The organism is Lelliottia sp. WB101, from assembly GCF_003051885.1.
Taxonomy (GTDB): domain Bacteria; phylum Pseudomonadota; class Gammaproteobacteria; order Enterobacterales; family Enterobacteriaceae; genus Enterobacter; species Enterobacter nimipressuralis.
The window spans coordinates 301,955-315,966 of sequence record NZ_CP028520.1 but is presented as its reverse complement, the minus strand read 5'-3'; the positions used below and the strand labels follow the sequence as shown (position 1 = coordinate 315,966).

Annotated in this window: 10 protein-coding genes; 2 read left to right on the top strand and 8 right to left on the bottom strand. The window is 55.2% G+C overall.

The genetic code is table 11. The annotated features are described in order from the left end of the window. Window positions 1-100 precede the first annotated feature (100 nt). The gene (locus DAI21_RS01440; protein ID WP_107702317.1) at window positions 101-2,641 is read left to right on the top strand and encodes a penicillin acylase family protein; all 2,541 of its coding nucleotides are present in this window, start codon (window positions 101-103) and stop codon (window positions 2,639-2,641) included. A gap of 59 nt (window positions 2,642-2,700) precedes the next feature. Here DAI21_RS01440 and DAI21_RS01435 read toward each other — a convergent pair whose 3' ends face one another. The 5 genes from DAI21_RS01435 to DAI21_RS01415 form a co-directional block, all read right to left on the bottom strand. Continuing rightward, the gene (locus DAI21_RS01435; protein WP_100777764.1) at window positions 2,701-3,246 is read right to left on the bottom strand and encodes a YfaZ family outer membrane protein; all 546 of its coding nucleotides are present in this window, start codon (window positions 3,244-3,246) and stop codon (window positions 2,701-2,703) included. A gap of 358 nt (window positions 3,247-3,604) precedes the next feature. Then, the gene (gene yjiA / locus DAI21_RS01430; RefSeq protein WP_107702316.1) at window positions 3,605-4,558 is read right to left on the bottom strand and encodes a GTPase; all 954 of its coding nucleotides are present in this window, start codon (window positions 4,556-4,558) and stop codon (window positions 3,605-3,607) included. A gap of 10 nt (window positions 4,559-4,568) precedes the next feature. Further along, window positions 4,569-4,772, bottom strand: a complete 204-nt coding sequence (locus tag DAI21_RS01425; RefSeq protein WP_100777762.1) for a YbdD/YjiX family protein — start codon at window positions 4,770-4,772, stop codon at window positions 4,569-4,571. Window positions 4,773-4,869: 97 nt separating this feature from the next. After that, window positions 4,870-7,023 carry a carbon starvation CstA family protein gene (locus tag DAI21_RS01420; RefSeq protein WP_100777761.1) on the bottom strand — a complete coding sequence of 718 codons (2,154 nt, stop codon included), beginning with the start codon at window positions 7,021-7,023 and terminating at the stop codon, window positions 4,870-4,872. A 211-nt stretch (window positions 7,024-7,234) separates the two neighbouring features. Next, the gene (locus tag DAI21_RS01415; RefSeq protein WP_107702315.1) at window positions 7,235-8,137 is read right to left on the bottom strand and encodes a YafY family protein; all 903 of its coding nucleotides are present in this window, start codon (window positions 8,135-8,137) and stop codon (window positions 7,235-7,237) included. A gap of 239 nt (window positions 8,138-8,376) precedes the next feature. Here DAI21_RS01415 and tsr point away from each other — a divergent pair, with 239 nt between their 5' ends. After that, entirely contained in the window at window positions 8,377-10,047 is a 1,671-nt protein-coding gene (tsr, locus tag DAI21_RS01410; RefSeq protein WP_102104533.1) for a methyl-accepting chemotaxis protein, read from the top strand. A 94-nt stretch (window positions 10,048-10,141) separates the two neighbouring features. Here the strand turns inward: tsr and opgB are convergent, their stop codons facing one another. From opgB to dnaC, 3 genes are all read right to left on the bottom strand, one after another. Beyond that, on the bottom strand, window positions 10,142-12,433 hold the full coding sequence (gene opgB / locus DAI21_RS01405) for a phosphatidylglycerol--membrane-oligosaccharide glycerophosphotransferase (RefSeq protein WP_107702314.1): 2,292 nt from the start codon (window positions 12,431-12,433) through the stop codon (window positions 10,142-10,144). A 271-nt stretch (window positions 12,434-12,704) separates the two neighbouring features. After that, window positions 12,705-13,190 carry a DUF2501 domain-containing protein gene (locus DAI21_RS01400; RefSeq protein ID WP_100780768.1) on the bottom strand — a complete coding sequence of 162 codons (486 nt, stop codon included), beginning with the start codon at window positions 13,188-13,190 and terminating at the stop codon, window positions 12,705-12,707. Window positions 13,191-13,273: 83 nt separating this feature from the next. Then, window positions 13,274-14,011 (bottom strand): DNA replication protein DnaC, encoded by a 738-nt coding sequence (gene dnaC, locus DAI21_RS01395; protein ID WP_107702313.1) that lies wholly within the window; start codon window positions 14,009-14,011, stop codon window positions 13,274-13,276. Window position 14,012 lies beyond the last annotated feature (1 nt).

The following is a 14,012-nucleotide window of genomic DNA, read 5'->3' as shown; positions in this document are numbered from 1 at the left end:
CCAGACTCACAGTTCGCAGTGAAACAAACTGGCTGTTCTGGATAACAATTCGCCTCTTGCTAGTATCAAATCGAAAATCATACACCTGCAAGAGGATACAATGAAAAATACAAATCGTATGATCGTGAACTGTGTTGTGGCTTCCCTGACGCTAAGCTGGAGCCTCGCGGCGCTGGCGAATACCGCCCCGACAGAGGTCAAGATCGTTCGCGATAGCTACGGCATGCCGCATATCTACGCCGATGATACCTATCGTCTTTTTTACGGTTACGGCTATGTGGTGGCGCAGGATCGCCTGTTCCAGATGGAGATGGCCCGTCGCAGCACCCAGGGCACAGTGTCTGAAGTGCTCGGAAAATCTTTTGTGAGTTTTGATAAGGATATCCGCCAGAACTACTGGCCGGCGTCGATTCACGCGCAGATCGCCGCGCTCTCTGCCGATGACAAAGCGATCCTTCAGGGCTATGCCGACGGCATGAACGCCTGGATTGATAAAGTGAACGCCGAGCCGGGAAAGCGTCTGCCTGCGCAATTTACCGAGTTTGGTTTTAAGCCTGGGCACTGGCAGCCCTTTGATGTGGCGATGGTTTTTGTCGGCACGATGGCCAACCGTTTCTCCGACAGCACCAGTGAAATCGACAACCTGGCGCTTCTCACGGCGTTAAAAGATAAATACGGCGCGCAAAAAGGGATGGGGGTGTTTAACCAGCTGAAATGGCTGGTGAATCCGGCGGCGCCGACCACCATCGCCGCGCAGGAGAGTCGCTATCCGATCACTGTCGATCTGAAAAACAGCCAAACCGCCGCGCTGCTCCCGCGCTACGATCTTCCGGCCCCGATGCTCGACCGACCGGCGAAAGGCAGGGATGGCGCACTGCTGGCGCTTACCGCCGGGCAAAACCGCGAAACGATCGCCGCCCAGTTTGCCCGTAGCGGGGCCAATGGCCTGGCGGGTTACCCGACTACCAGCAATATGTGGGTGATTGGCAAGAAAAAGGCGCAGGACGCGAAAGCGATTATGGTCAACGGCCCGCAGTTTGGCTGGTACGCCCCGGCGTATACCTATGGCATTGGGCTGCACGGCGCGGGTTATGACGTGACCGGCAACACGCCGTTTGCCTATCCGGGGCTGGTATTCGGCCACAACGGGACCATTTCATGGGGCGCGACGGCGGGATTCGGCGACGATGTGGATATCTTTGCGGAGCAGACCTCCGAGAGCAAACCGGGTGAATATCTGCATAACGGCGAGTGGATCAAAATGCAGCGTCGCGAAGAGACGATCGCCGTAAAAGACGGGCAGCCGGAGACGTTTACCGTCTGGCGAACCGTTCACGGCAATGTGATCAACGTCGATCCGACGACACACACCGCCTACGCCAAAGCGCGCGCATGGGAGGGGAAAGAGGTGGCTTCCCTGCTGGCGTGGACGCACCAGATGAAGGCCAAAGACTGGCCGAGCTGGACGGCGCAGGCAGCGAAGCAGGCGCTCACTATCAACTGGTATTACGCGGATATCGACGGCAACATCGGTTATGTTCATGGGGGCGCATATCCGAAACGCCAGCCGGGGCACGATCCGCGCCTGCCGGTGCCCGGCACCGGAAAGTGGGACTGGCAGGGGCTGCTGTCGTTTGATCTCAATCCGAAAGTGTATAACCCGCAGTCGGGGTATATCGCTAACTGGAACAATGCTCCGCAGAAAGATTATCCGGCCTCGGATCTGTTCGCGTTCTTATGGGGCGGGGCGGATCGCGTCACTGAAATCACGCAGCTTATCGATAAACAGCCCACGCTGACCTACGAACAAGCATGGGGATTGATCCAAAAAACCAGCCGTCAGGATCTGAACCTGCGTCTGTTCCTGCCTGCCCTGCAAAAAGCGGCTGCCAGTTTGCCGCAGAGCGATCCCCGCCAGCAACTGGTGCAAAAGCTGACGAGCTGGGACGGTCAAAATCGCTTACGCGACGACGGGAAAACCTATGATCAGCCTGGTTCCGCCATTCTCAATGCCTGGCTGACCAGTATGTTGAAGCGCACGGTGGTTGCCGCCGTACCGGCACCCTTTAACACCTGGTACAGCGCCAGCGGATATGAAACGACGCAGGACGGGCCGACCGGCTCGCTGAATATCAGCGTCGGGGCCAAGATCCTCTTCGAAGCGCTGGAGGGAGATAAATCGGCGATCCCGCAGGAGGTCGATCTCTTTGCCGGACAGTCGCAGGAGACGGTCGTCCTCGCGGCCCTTCAGGATGCGTGGCAGACGCTTTCGGCGCGCTACGGCACGGATATCAACGCCTGGGAAACACCTGCCATGGCGCTGACCTTCCGCGCGAACAACTTCTTTGGCGTGCCGCAGGCGGCGGCGAAAGAGGCGCGTCATCAGGCCGAATATCAGAACCGGGGAACGGAAAACGACATGATTGTCTTCTCCCCTCAATCGGGAGCAAGCCCGGTGCTGGCGTGGGATGTGGTTGCGCCCGGTCAAAGTGGATTTGTGGCCCCGGACGGGACGCCGGATAAGCATTATGACGATCAGCTGAAAATGTACGAAACCTTTGGCCGGAAGCCGCTGTGGTTAACGCCGCAGGAGGTGAGTGCCAATCAGGAATCGCAGGAGATTTTGCAGGTTCAGCGCTAGCGAATCTCTCATATAAAAAAACCTGCCCTGGGGCAGGTTTTTTGTTTTGTTCGCAAGCCTTAGAAGCTCACGCCGCCGCCGACGTAGGCACCGTCAATCAGGGTGTGGTTTGGACGACCGTCTTTGCCGTCAACGCTTACGTGGCGATAGCCCACTTTCAGCGTAACCGGTTTAACCGGTGTCCAGCTCACTCCGCCATTGGCTTCGACGTAGTTTTTCACGCTGTTGTTCAGGCCGTTAGGCGCTACGTAACCTTCGCCGAAGACGTTAATGCTGTCGGTCAGAGCCACGTTTACACCACCGCCGACCGGGAATGCGACACCGTTATCGCCTTTTTTCGGGCCGAGGTAGAGGGCTTTCGCACCTGCATTCAGCATTACCGGACCCACTTCCAGGTTATAACCTGCACCCACACCACCCGTCTGAGTACCGTCATCGGTATTTTTGAGCCAGTTACTTTCAGCATAAATACCGGAGGTGGATTTGCCCATTTCGATATTTAAGTTGGTGAAGTTTTTACCCTGTTCAATAGATGCGCCCATCGCCAGTGCGGAGCCAGATGTTACGGTCAGGACAGAAAGCAGAATGAAGTTAATCTTTTTCATGGTGTATTTCCTCGTCATCAAATTAATCTGAGGACACCTTAACAAGCGATGTTTATGACTGCAAATGTGACGTGACTCGCGGTTTTATGCTGGTTTTGTTACTTTTCGGTATGATTATTGTTGAGCCAAAGTGGCTTTGTCACGGCGTCAACCATTTATCTTTTCGTGTTTAGACTTCGTTTTATTTATTAGCTAAACAAAGCCTGAATATCGCGGAAATAATGATGAGAAGTGAATTAATGAGGATTATCATTATTTCAAAATAATTTTGTAAATGACGAAAAATTACATTTCTCTAATCGACATTACGCGATATTTGCCATAACCGCCCGATAAGGGCGGTTATGTTGTCCTGCGATCAGGGCTTGAGTGAAGCAAACGCTGTCCGGATTTCCTCTTCGGGCAGCTGAATCCCGATAAAGACCATGGTGCTGTGCGGCGTTTCATCACCCCACGGACGGTCCCAGTCGGCGCTGTAGAGGCGCTGAACGCCCTGGAACAGCAGGCGATTCGGCTCGCCGTCAATCCACAGCATCCCTTTGTAGCGCAGCAGTTTGTCGGCAAACGACAGCAGCAGATTTTCCATCACGCGGGACACGGCGCTGATATCGACCGGATAATCCAGCTCGACCACGATAGAGGTGACATCGTTCTGCTTATCGCCGATAAAGTGGAAGCGTGGTTTTGAGGTGACGTTCTCCTCCAGCATAAAGCCGTTGGTGTTGAACAGCTGCGCCAGGTCGATATCGCCGTGAACCACCGTATAAATCGGCGCGCGGGCGTTAATGCGCGTCAGGCGTTCACGCAGTTTTTCGGCGTCGCCAGCCACGTCGGTTTTGGTCAGCAGAATGCGGTCCGCGTAACCTACCTGCGACTGGGCGATGGTGAACTGGTTCATCTGCTCATCGGCGTGGACCGCATCCACCAGCGCAATCACGCCGTCCAGCTGGTAGCGCTGGCAGAGGATCTCATGGGAGAAAAAGGTCTGGATAATCGGACCGGGGTCGGCCATGCCGGTGCATTCGATCACCAGGCGGTCGAAGGCGATATCGCCGCGATCGCGGCTGTCGAGCAGATCGAGCAGAGCGTCTTCCAGCTCGTTTGAGCGGGTGCAGCAGATGCAGCCGTTGGTCAGGGTTTTGATCTGGGTGGCGCGATCGCCTATCAGCTGGTCGTCAACAGAGACTTCGCCGAATTCGTTTTCGATCACCGCGATTTTAAAGCCGTGCTGTTCGTTGAGGATGTGGCGCAGCAGGGTGGTTTTGCCCGCGCCGAGAAAGCCGGTTAACAGGGTGACTGCAATAGGGGTCATGTTCTCTCCTTTAGCAACAGCGTACGCCGCCTTTGCCATCGCCGCCGTAGCGCGCTTGCTGGCGCTCGCGGAAGAATTCTGTGTAGGTCATGTACGGTTTATCCGGATGGTTGGTCTGCATATGTTCAACGTAGTTGTCATAGTCCGGAATGCCAATCAGCATTTTCGCCGCCTGACCGAGGTATTTTTTTGCTTCGCCTAAGTTACCAAACATTGTGCCATCCAGATAGAAAAAGCCCGGCGACGCTACGCTTGCCGGGCTTACAGGTATTGCGTAGGGCGGGTTAGCGTAGCCGCCACCCGCCAGGGTTTTAGTGGTGTGAAGAGGTCTTCACGCCGCCTTCCGGTACAGGCACATACGGGGTTTCTTTATCCGTACGCCCTTCGGCGTTGCGCACTTTCATCCAGGTTTTGATGCCGTAGAAGATGATGCTGTAGACCACGACCAGGAACAGAATACTCAAACCGGCGTTGGTGTAGTTGTTCACCACGATATGGTTCATGTTGGCAATCTGCTGTGCAGTCAGGTCACCGCCGCCTGCGGCAATTTTCGCTTTGTACTGGTTAGCCATAAACAGGAAGCCTTCCAGCTGCGGGTTGGTGCTGAACAGTTTCAGACCCAGCGCCCAGGTGGTGCACAGAAGCAGCCATAGCGCCGGAACGACCGTCACCCAGATGTATTTGGTGCGTTTCATCTTCACCAGCACCACGGTACCCAGGACCAGCGCCACGGCAGCCAGCATCTGGTTAGAGATACCGAACAGCGGCCACAGGCTCTTCACGCCGCCCAGCGGGTCAACGACGCCCTGATACAGCAGGTAACCCCACAGGCCCACACAGCCCGCGGTGCCCAGAACGCCCGCCACCAGAGAGTCGGTTTTCTTCAGGAATGGCACGAAGTTACCGAGCAAGTCCTGGAGCATGAAGCGGCCCGCACGGGTACCGGCGTCCAGCGCAGTCAGGATGAACAGCGCTTCGAACAGGATGCCGAAGTGGTACCAGAAGCCCATGTCAGCCCACGGCAGCACTTTGTGGAACACGTGTGCGATACCGACGGCCAGGGTTGGTGCGCCACCGGCACGGTTCAGAATCGATGGCTCACCGATGTCTTTTGCGGTCTGCATGATTTGCTCAGGCGAGATCACAAAGCCCCAGGAGCTGACGGTCGCCGCCGCGTGTGCGCTGGCGTCTTTCAGCTGAGCCATAATCAGCGCTGCGTTGTCGCCACCCATCTCATGCAGGTTTGGCATGGTGATGCCAAGGCCCGCAGGTGGGGTGTTCATCGCGAAGTACAGACCTGGCTCGATGATGGACGCTGCAACCAGTGCCATGATCGCCACGAAGGATTCCATCAGCATCGCACCGTAACCGATAAAGCGCGCGTCGGTTTCGTTGGCCATCAGCTTCGGCGTGGTGCCGGAGGCAATCAGAGCGTGGAAGCCAGAGACGGCGCCACAGGCGATGGTGATAAACAGGAACGGGAACAGCGCGCCTTTCCACAGTGGACCGGTACCGTCAATGTACTGGGTCACGGCTGGCATTTTCAGTTCCGGGTTGATGATCACGATACCGATCGCCAGACCGACGATGACACCGATTTTCAGGAACGTCGCCAGGTAGTCACGCGGGGCCAGAATCAGCCAGACCGGCAGCAGGGCGGAGATAAACGCGTAGCCGATCAATGCGAAGGTAATGGTGGTGTCTTTGAAGGTCAGTGCCGGGCCCCAGTACGGGTCGTGAGCGATGATACCGCCGAAGTAAATGGACGCCACCAGCAGCACGATACCAATCACGGACACTTCACCAACACGGCCCGGGCGGATAAAGCGCATGTAGATACCCATGAACAGCGCAATCGGTACGGTCGAGCAGACGGTGAACACACCCCACGGACTTTCTGCCAGGGCTTTCACCACGATCAGCGCCAGCACCGCAAGGATGATGATCATAATCAGGAAGCAGCCAAACAGGGCAATGGTGCCCGGCACGCGGCCCATCTCTTCTTTGATCATCTCACCCAGAGAAGCCCCGTTACGACGGGTCGAGATGAACAGCACCATGAAGTCCTGCACCGCGCCTGCCAGAACCACGCCGGCGAGCAGCCACAGGGTACCCGGCAGGTAACCCATCTGCGCGGCAAGCACCGGCCCAACCAGCGGGCCTGCACCGGCAATCGCGGCAAAGTGGTGACCAAACAGCACGTAGCGGTTGGTAGGAACGTAGTTCAGGCCGTCATTGTTAATGACCGCCGGCGTGGAACGCGTCGGGTCGAGTTTCATGACCTTCTGCGCGATGTAAAGACTGTAGTAGCGGTACGCTACCAGATAGACGGAAACCGACGCGACCACGATCCACAGGGCGCTTACGTGTTCGCCCCGGCGTAATGCGACAACCGCCAGACAGAAAGCACCGAGGATCCCGAGGAGCGCCCAGGGTACGTGCTTAAGTAGTTTTTTCGTATCCATAGTTAGACCTGGTTTTTTAGCTGGAAAAAGGGCCTGAGTTTGTTTTGAGGAGGTATTGATTAATGCTGAGGCGATCTTGCCAGATCGTCGCGCGTGTAAAGGAAGGTAAATGGGTGAGTGGTTGATTGCGGTGGTTAAGCGGTCAAAGACCGGGGCGAGTGGTTAAGGCTCGCCGCCAGCGGTCTGGTTTATGTGATTGAGATCACATCGTTTATTCGAGGGCGTCGGCGGTAGCATTTGTCATATAACCTTCGAGCGTGTCGAAGAGTTTATCCCGCAGCCACTGAGGCTCCAGAACCTGAATGTTCGGCAGCCAGTAGAAGATGAGCGGCAGGATCTGATTTTCATGTGCCGCCTGACAGCGGATCGTCACCCCGTCGTCGCTTTCTGCGACCACCTCCTGCTCCGGCAACAGGTCCCGGCGCGTGAAGTAGTGCGAGATACGATTGTTGGTAAACACTTTTACCTCGAACGTCTCTTCACTCACCCACGGGTCGAGATTTTTTTCCAGTAATTCAGCCGTATCGCTATCCAGCGAAAAGGTCTCTTTTTGAATATCCAGCCAACTGATCTGGCTTAATGAAAAGGATTTCAGCCTGCCATTTTCCGTAGCTTGTAAATACCATATATTTTTTTTGTTAATTAATTTGTATGGATTAATGAGCCGAGTTTTGTCTTTATAAACTATCTGGCAAACGTGACGCTCTTTTATCGATTTTTCAATTGCAGTGAGATGACGACGAATATCATTCTGAACCGAGTGCTCAGCGTCGTTGTTGAGGATCAGAATATGGTTCTCTTCCACGCGCGCCTCCAGACTCTGCCAGAACGCCGTGCCTCTGTCAGGGAAATAACTGTCAGCATTCAAAAAGTTAGCGACAGCGTTGTGCAGCCCTTGCCCGCTGGGATTTTGCTGGGCGTGAATCAGGCGATACAGACCATTTCCCGTGTGCTGAACAATCGGCGACAGCGCATTCAGATCCCGATATACCGTACGTTCGGTTATTTTATATTTTTGCATCAGATCGCTGCGGTTAACGACGCCGTTTAAATGCAGCTCCATAAGAATATCGACGAGTCGTTCAGCAGAGCGGCTGCGGGCTGGAGTTGTCATATTATATTCCCGTTTAGTGCGGTGAGGATCTCTGAAGAATAAGGATGCCACTGACAGAATATGTCAGTGCGACAGAGATAAAATTTATCTTATGGAATATATAACGGCGCGATTTAGGATAAACATTAATAGTTTTTTGCGAAATCATCCGTAAATGTTCAAATCATCAACACGATTTTCGTAAAGTTTTCCCTAACCAGGCCGAAAATTCTGTTATCTGTCTGATGGAAAGAGAAAACATGTTAAATCGTATCAAGATTGTCACCAGCTTGTTGCTGGTTTTGGCTATTTTTGGCCTGTTACAACTGACATCCGGTGGTCTTTTCTTTAATGCCCTGAAGCATGACAAAGAAAACTTCACTGTCCTACAAACTATTCGCCAGCAACAATCCACGCTGAACGGCAGCTGGGTCGCGTTGCTGCAAACCCGTAATACCCTGAACCGCGCGGGTATTCGCTACATGATGGATCAGAGCAATATCGGCAGCGGCGCGACCGTTGCAGAGCTGATGCAGATTGCGTCCGCTTCCCTGAAGCAGGCGGAGAAAAACTGGGCCGACTACGAAGCACTGCCGCGCGATCCGCGTCAGAGCGACGCCGCTGCCATGGAGATCAAGCGTAACTATGATATCTATCATGGTGCGCTGGCCGAGTTGATTCAGCTGCTGGGCGCAGGCAAGATCAATGACTTCTTCGATCAGCCGACCCAGAGCTATCAGGATGGTTTTGAGAAGCAGTATGTGAACTACCTGCAGCAAAACGATCATCTGTATCAGACCGCTGTGGATGACAGCAACAGCTCTTACACTCAGGCGATCTGGGTGCTGATCAGCGTGCTGATCGCGGTGCTCGTGGTGATCGTTGGCGTCTGGCTGGGCATCAAGCAATCCTTGATCTCGCCTTTGAATCGTCTGATCGACAGCATCCGTCATATCGCCAGCGGCGATCTGGTGAAGCGCATTGACGTCGAAGGCACCAACGAGATGGGACAGCTGGCCGATACCCTGCGTCATATGCAGAGCGAGCTGGTGAGCACCGTGGGCGACGTGCGTAATGGCGCGAACGCGATTTACAGCGGCGCGAGCGAAATCTCTGTCGGTAACAACGACCTCTCTTCCCGTACCGAGCAGCAGGCCGCGTCTCTCGAAGAGACCGCTGCCAGCATGGAACAGCTAACCGCTACCGTGAAGCAAAACGCCGAAAACGCCCGTCAGGCGAGCAATCTGGCGCTGAGTGCGTCCGAGACCGCGCAGAAAGGCGGGAAAGTGGTGGATAACGTGGTGCAAACCATGCGTGACATCGCCGGCAGTTCGCAGAAAATCGCTGACATCATCAGCGTGATCGACGGTATTGCCTTCCAGACCAACATCCTGGCGCTGAACGCCGCCGTCGAAGCTGCGCGTGCAGGTGAGCAGGGCCGTGGATTTGCGGTGGTGGCAGGTGAAGTGCGTAACCTGGCACAGCGTAGCGCCCAGGCGGCTCGCGAAATCAAGAGCCTGATCGAAGACTCCGTAGGCCGCGTTGAGCTGGGTTCTACTCTGGTGGAAAGCGCCGGTGAAACGATGGGTGAAATCGTGAATGCGGTGACCCGCGTGACCGACATTATGGGCGAAATCGCCTCTGCGTCTGATGAGCAGAGCCGCGGTATCGACCAGGTTGGCCTGGCTGTGGCGGAGATGGATCGTGTGACGCAGCAGAACGCCTCGCTGGTGGAAGAGTCCGCAGCGGCAGCCGCCGCGCTGGAAGAGCAGGCGAGCCGTCTGACGCAGGCTGTGGCGGTCTTCCGCATTCAGCAAGAGCAGCAGAAATCACGTGATAACGCCGGTCTGAAAACGCCAGTGATCTCGGCGAAGGGGCGTAAAGCCGCTGCCGCGACGACCGCGTCCAGTGAAAACTGGGAAACCTTCTGATGTAAAAAAGCGCCCTGTTCAGGCGGGGCGCTTTAGGCATTTGTGATGTTGTCGGGTGGCGCTGTGCTTACCCGACATGCACGCAGATGTGCCGTTAACCGGCGTTCTGTACCACTTTCATTTCGACCATCCCAATCCCCAGTTTGCGCGGCGAATGCCCGAGAATATTGCCCTCGTTCGTTGATTGCGGATCGGGCGGAACGATCACGACCGTATTGCTGCGCGACGGGTTCTCAAAATGCAGCGTGGTGGTACTGACCTCGTTGCCGAGTGTTATCGTCTGCTCTTCATCGCCGATACGCACCGGGATCGGTTTGTTGGCATTTGGGCCGAAGGCTTTTGCGGTGATCACCAGATCAAATTTCTCCGGCAGCGGTTGGGCGTATTCGATTTTCACCTCATCGCCGAGCTGCGCGTTTGACCAGCGTCCCCAGGATTCCGGGCGCGAAATACCGCTAAACTGCTTCACCTCTTCCGGCGCTCCCGCCACGTTAAACACGAAGCTGTCGGCTTTATAGCGAATATCGTTATCGACCACTTTCAGCATATCCACGTTGCGCTGATAGCGGTCGGTATTAATCACCGTATCCTTGAACGCGGTTTTGCCTTTCCACTGATCTTTATCGACGCGCTGCACGATTTGTTCGCCGCCGAGCTGGCCTTGCGACACGCACCAGTCCGTTGAAATCGACAGCGGCTGGGACCACAGCTGGCCCATTTTATAGCAGCGATCGATCCAGACGAAGTTATCGCGCGGGGCGAAGTCGGCCAGCTGGAAGCGCAGCGGCGCGGAGTATTCGCTCTCCGGCAGCGGCTCGACGCGATTATCTGAGACGCGCAGCAGCAGCGGCAGGCGGAAATGGCTGCCCGAGAAGGCAATCATGTTTTTCTGCTGGTCGATGGTGAAATCTTTCATCTCTTTCGGGAAATTCCACAGGCGGATCACGTCCGGTTTCCACGCCAGAATCTTCTCTTTCATATTGAGGAAGACTTCAGAGAGCGACTGGCCGGAGAGCGTGCTGCGCCCCAGCCCGATGAAGTTATCGCCGCCCAGAATATCCAGCACCGTTGCGCCGTTATCCATGGTGTTACGCTTTGTGGCGATGACCTCCTGCTGAGGCTGGTCGCCGCGCATCACAAAGAACAGGTTGCTTCGATCCTGCTTGTTCAGCTCATCCCACGCGGTGTTTTTCATCGCCAGATGGTCGGAAGAGACCACGATCACCGTGTTTTTGAAATACGGCGAGGTTTTGATTTTATTGATAAACGCGGCGATGTGTTCCTGGCTGCAGGTCACGGCGCTGAACGACTGATTGTCCTTGCCGTTAATCGCGTATTTTTTGCGCTCGCAGGTGCGCGAGATAAAGCCGTCCGGGTGGTGTGTATCCACGGTTAAGGCAAACAGCGAGAAGCGTTTGCCGGATTTGGACAGCTCCTCGAATTTCTTCCAGGTTTCGTCCAGCACCGTGTCGTCGTAGAAGCCCCAGTCATTGCGATAAGACGGGTCGGTGACGGTGGTTTTTAACTCTTCAGCACCGTAAAGGTGATCGAAACCGTGGGATTTCAGGAACACGTCTTTCCCGGCGAAGCGCAGGTTGGCGCCCTGCATGAAGTAGTTTTCGTAGCCGGAGTTTTTGAGGATATCGCCGAGACAAATATTCTGCGGGAAGAAGCTCGACATCGACGCGGAGGCGTTACCCTCGAACGGCGCAAACAGTGGAATACCGCACTGAGAGGCGACCATCCCGGCGATGGTGTAATCGGTGCCCGGCAACTGCGCCGTGTGGCTGAAGTCCAGCCCTTCGTCTTTCAGCGGGCCGAGATCTGGGGTCAGGTTCGGGAAGGCGTCGTTATCGAAATAGGTGCGCTCAAGGCTCTCGCCGTAGATATAGACCAGATTCAGTTTCGGGTGCGCGATGGTTTTTGACGGCTCTTTGTAATACGCCGTGAAATCGGGATCGCCGTCGCGGGACTGGGATTTCACCAGCTCCGTAATCTGATGGAAGGCCGGGCTGGCATCGACGGAACCGAGCGCCAGCACCAGGGCCAGCAGGCTATAACCCATATGATGCGGAAGATGGCGGCGGCGACGAAGCACCCAGCCGAGGGTACCAAACACCGCCACCAGCGCCAGAACCAGCCCTGCGCCCGGAAGTATGTACTTACTAACTCCTGCGCCTGTCAGACTGTTGGTGAGTGTGTACAGCACGGCGTCGTTAATGCCGTCACCGGTAAAGTAATCGCTGGCGTACAGGGTAATGTTTAAAACAATAAAAATACCCAACACCAGTAATGTGGCAATAAACCACCAGGTGTTGCGGCCGGCCTTCCAGGCATAGATGCCAACGGAAGCCAGGAACAGGGCAAGGGAAATAAACTCTGACAACAGCTTATCCTCAATAGCGCCAGTCGCTTAGCTGGCTAACTGATTATTTTTTGGTTGATACAATTTAATGGCGAAGTCACATAGCTGCAATTCTAGTGTCACTAAAATGTGCTGTTGTTAGGATTTGGTTTAGAAAGTGGAAATTTTGATCGCCGTCGCATCGCGTTATACGCGGGCTGAGACGTAAAAGAATGAGCAAAATACGAGTCTGGCGCCGCGTTGTCAGAGTAACGGAACAATCGCGGCGTGTTGTGGCAGAAAATGGGGTGAATCAGGAGAGGAAATTAACGCCTTGTTTCAGCACCAGATCGCAGGCTTTGGTCTTCACCTGTTTCGCCAGCGCGGAGTCACCGAGGGTGCTCAGGTTCAGCTGTTGGCCGTCTTTGGCATTCAGCAGGCCCTGGATCCCATCCATATAGTTGGTGTCCTGCTTCTGCTCTTGCGTATCCAGCCCCAGTTTATCTAATACCTGGTTTTTGATGTTCTGCGTGTCAGTGACTGACGCCAGCTTCTGCTTGGCGCAGTAGCCCAGAATACCCGCCGCGTTGTTCATGGTGCCAGCGCTCAGGCTCTGATTGCTGCCGCCCAGCAGGCTGGTGAGGGACGAAGCAGACAGCCCGCCGCTCTGGGCGCTACCGCTGCTTTTGCTCAGTTCGTTCGCTGCGCTGGAGAGTGACTCCTGCCAGGAGGCCGCGTGGGCGGCACCGGTGAGCAGAACGACGCTAAATGCTGTGCTGAGAAGAAGATTTTTTTTCATAAAATGCACTCTAAAAGGCCCTTATCGGGCTGGAAGTGGCTTCAGTATATACCTGTGAAAGGCGCGCCATTCCTGGAAATATCCTAATACTCTTTGCCGGTAACGCGATCGCGGTAGCTATCCCAGGTGAAGTTTACCCATAAGCTGTTGCCAAGACGCATGCGGTCCATGACGCGTTCACCCAGCAGCTTGGTCATCTCTTCCGCTTTATGGTTGGTGAGCATGCCGGTCGGGCGCTTCGACGAGGAGCGACGGTCAACGATCTGATTGATGATCACTTTTTCGTAGCGGGATTCGGTCTGGACGCCGATTTCGTCAATGACCAGCAGATCGACGTTGCTCAGATCGTTCAGCAGCTGCTCTTCCGTGGTTTCGCGGTTGCTGAAGGTGTCTTTCATCGCCGACATGATGTCTGCGACAGTAATGATCAGAACCGATTTTCCGCGCAGCAGCAGCTCATTACAGATGGCCGCCGCAAGGTGGTTTTTGCCGGTGCCCGGTTTGCCGCTGAAGATAAAGCTGGCGATGCTGCCGTCGAACTCTTCGACATACTGGCGTGCTTTGGCGAGGGCTATCATCTGACCGTCGTTTTCCACGCGATAGTTATCGAAGGAACAGTTCTGATGCAGGGGACGAATGCCGGAGCGGTTGAAGGTACGCTGCATTTTCATGGCGCGGTTTTCCCGCGTCAGGGCTTCGGAGCGCATCTTTCCCTGCTCTTTTTGCCAGGCCAGCAGCTCTTCACCCGAGGTGAAGGCCGGCTTCACGTTGGCAGGCATCATTTTTTGCAGACGTTTCATCAGGTCGCCGACGTTTTTCATA

Excerpts from the sequence above, each read along its gene's own strand:
- DAI21_RS01435 (WP_100777764.1), bottom strand. The coding sequence starts at position 3,246 with ATGAAAAAGATTAACTTCATTCTGCTTTCTGTCCTGACCGTAACATCT.
- yjiA (WP_107702316.1), bottom strand. The coding sequence starts at position 4,558 with ATGACCCCTATTGCAGTCACCCTGTTAACCGGCTTTCTCGGCGCGGGC.
- DAI21_RS01420 (WP_100777761.1), bottom strand. The coding sequence starts at position 7,023 with ATGGATACGAAAAAACTACTTAAGCACGTACCCTGGGCGCTCCTCGGG.
- DAI21_RS01400 (WP_100780768.1), bottom strand. The coding sequence starts at position 13,190 with ATGAAAAAAAATCTTCTTCTCAGCACAGCATTTAGCGTCGTTCTGCTC.
- dnaC (WP_107702313.1), bottom strand. The coding sequence starts at position 14,011 with ATGAAAAACGTCGGCGACCTGATGAAACGTCTGCAAAAAATGATGCCT.
- DAI21_RS01440 (WP_107702317.1), top strand. The coding sequence starts at position 101 with ATGAAAAATACAAATCGTATGATCGTGAACTGTGTTGTGGCTTCCCTG.
- tsr (WP_102104533.1), top strand. The coding sequence starts at position 8,377 with ATGTTAAATCGTATCAAGATTGTCACCAGCTTGTTGCTGGTTTTGGCT.
- DAI21_RS01415 (WP_107702315.1), bottom strand. The coding sequence starts at position 8,137 with ATGACAACTCCAGCCCGCAGCCGCTCTGCTGAACGACTCGTCGATATT.
- DAI21_RS01425 (WP_100777762.1), bottom strand. The coding sequence starts at position 4,772 with ATGTTTGGTAACTTAGGCGAAGCAAAAAAATACCTCGGTCAGGCGGCG.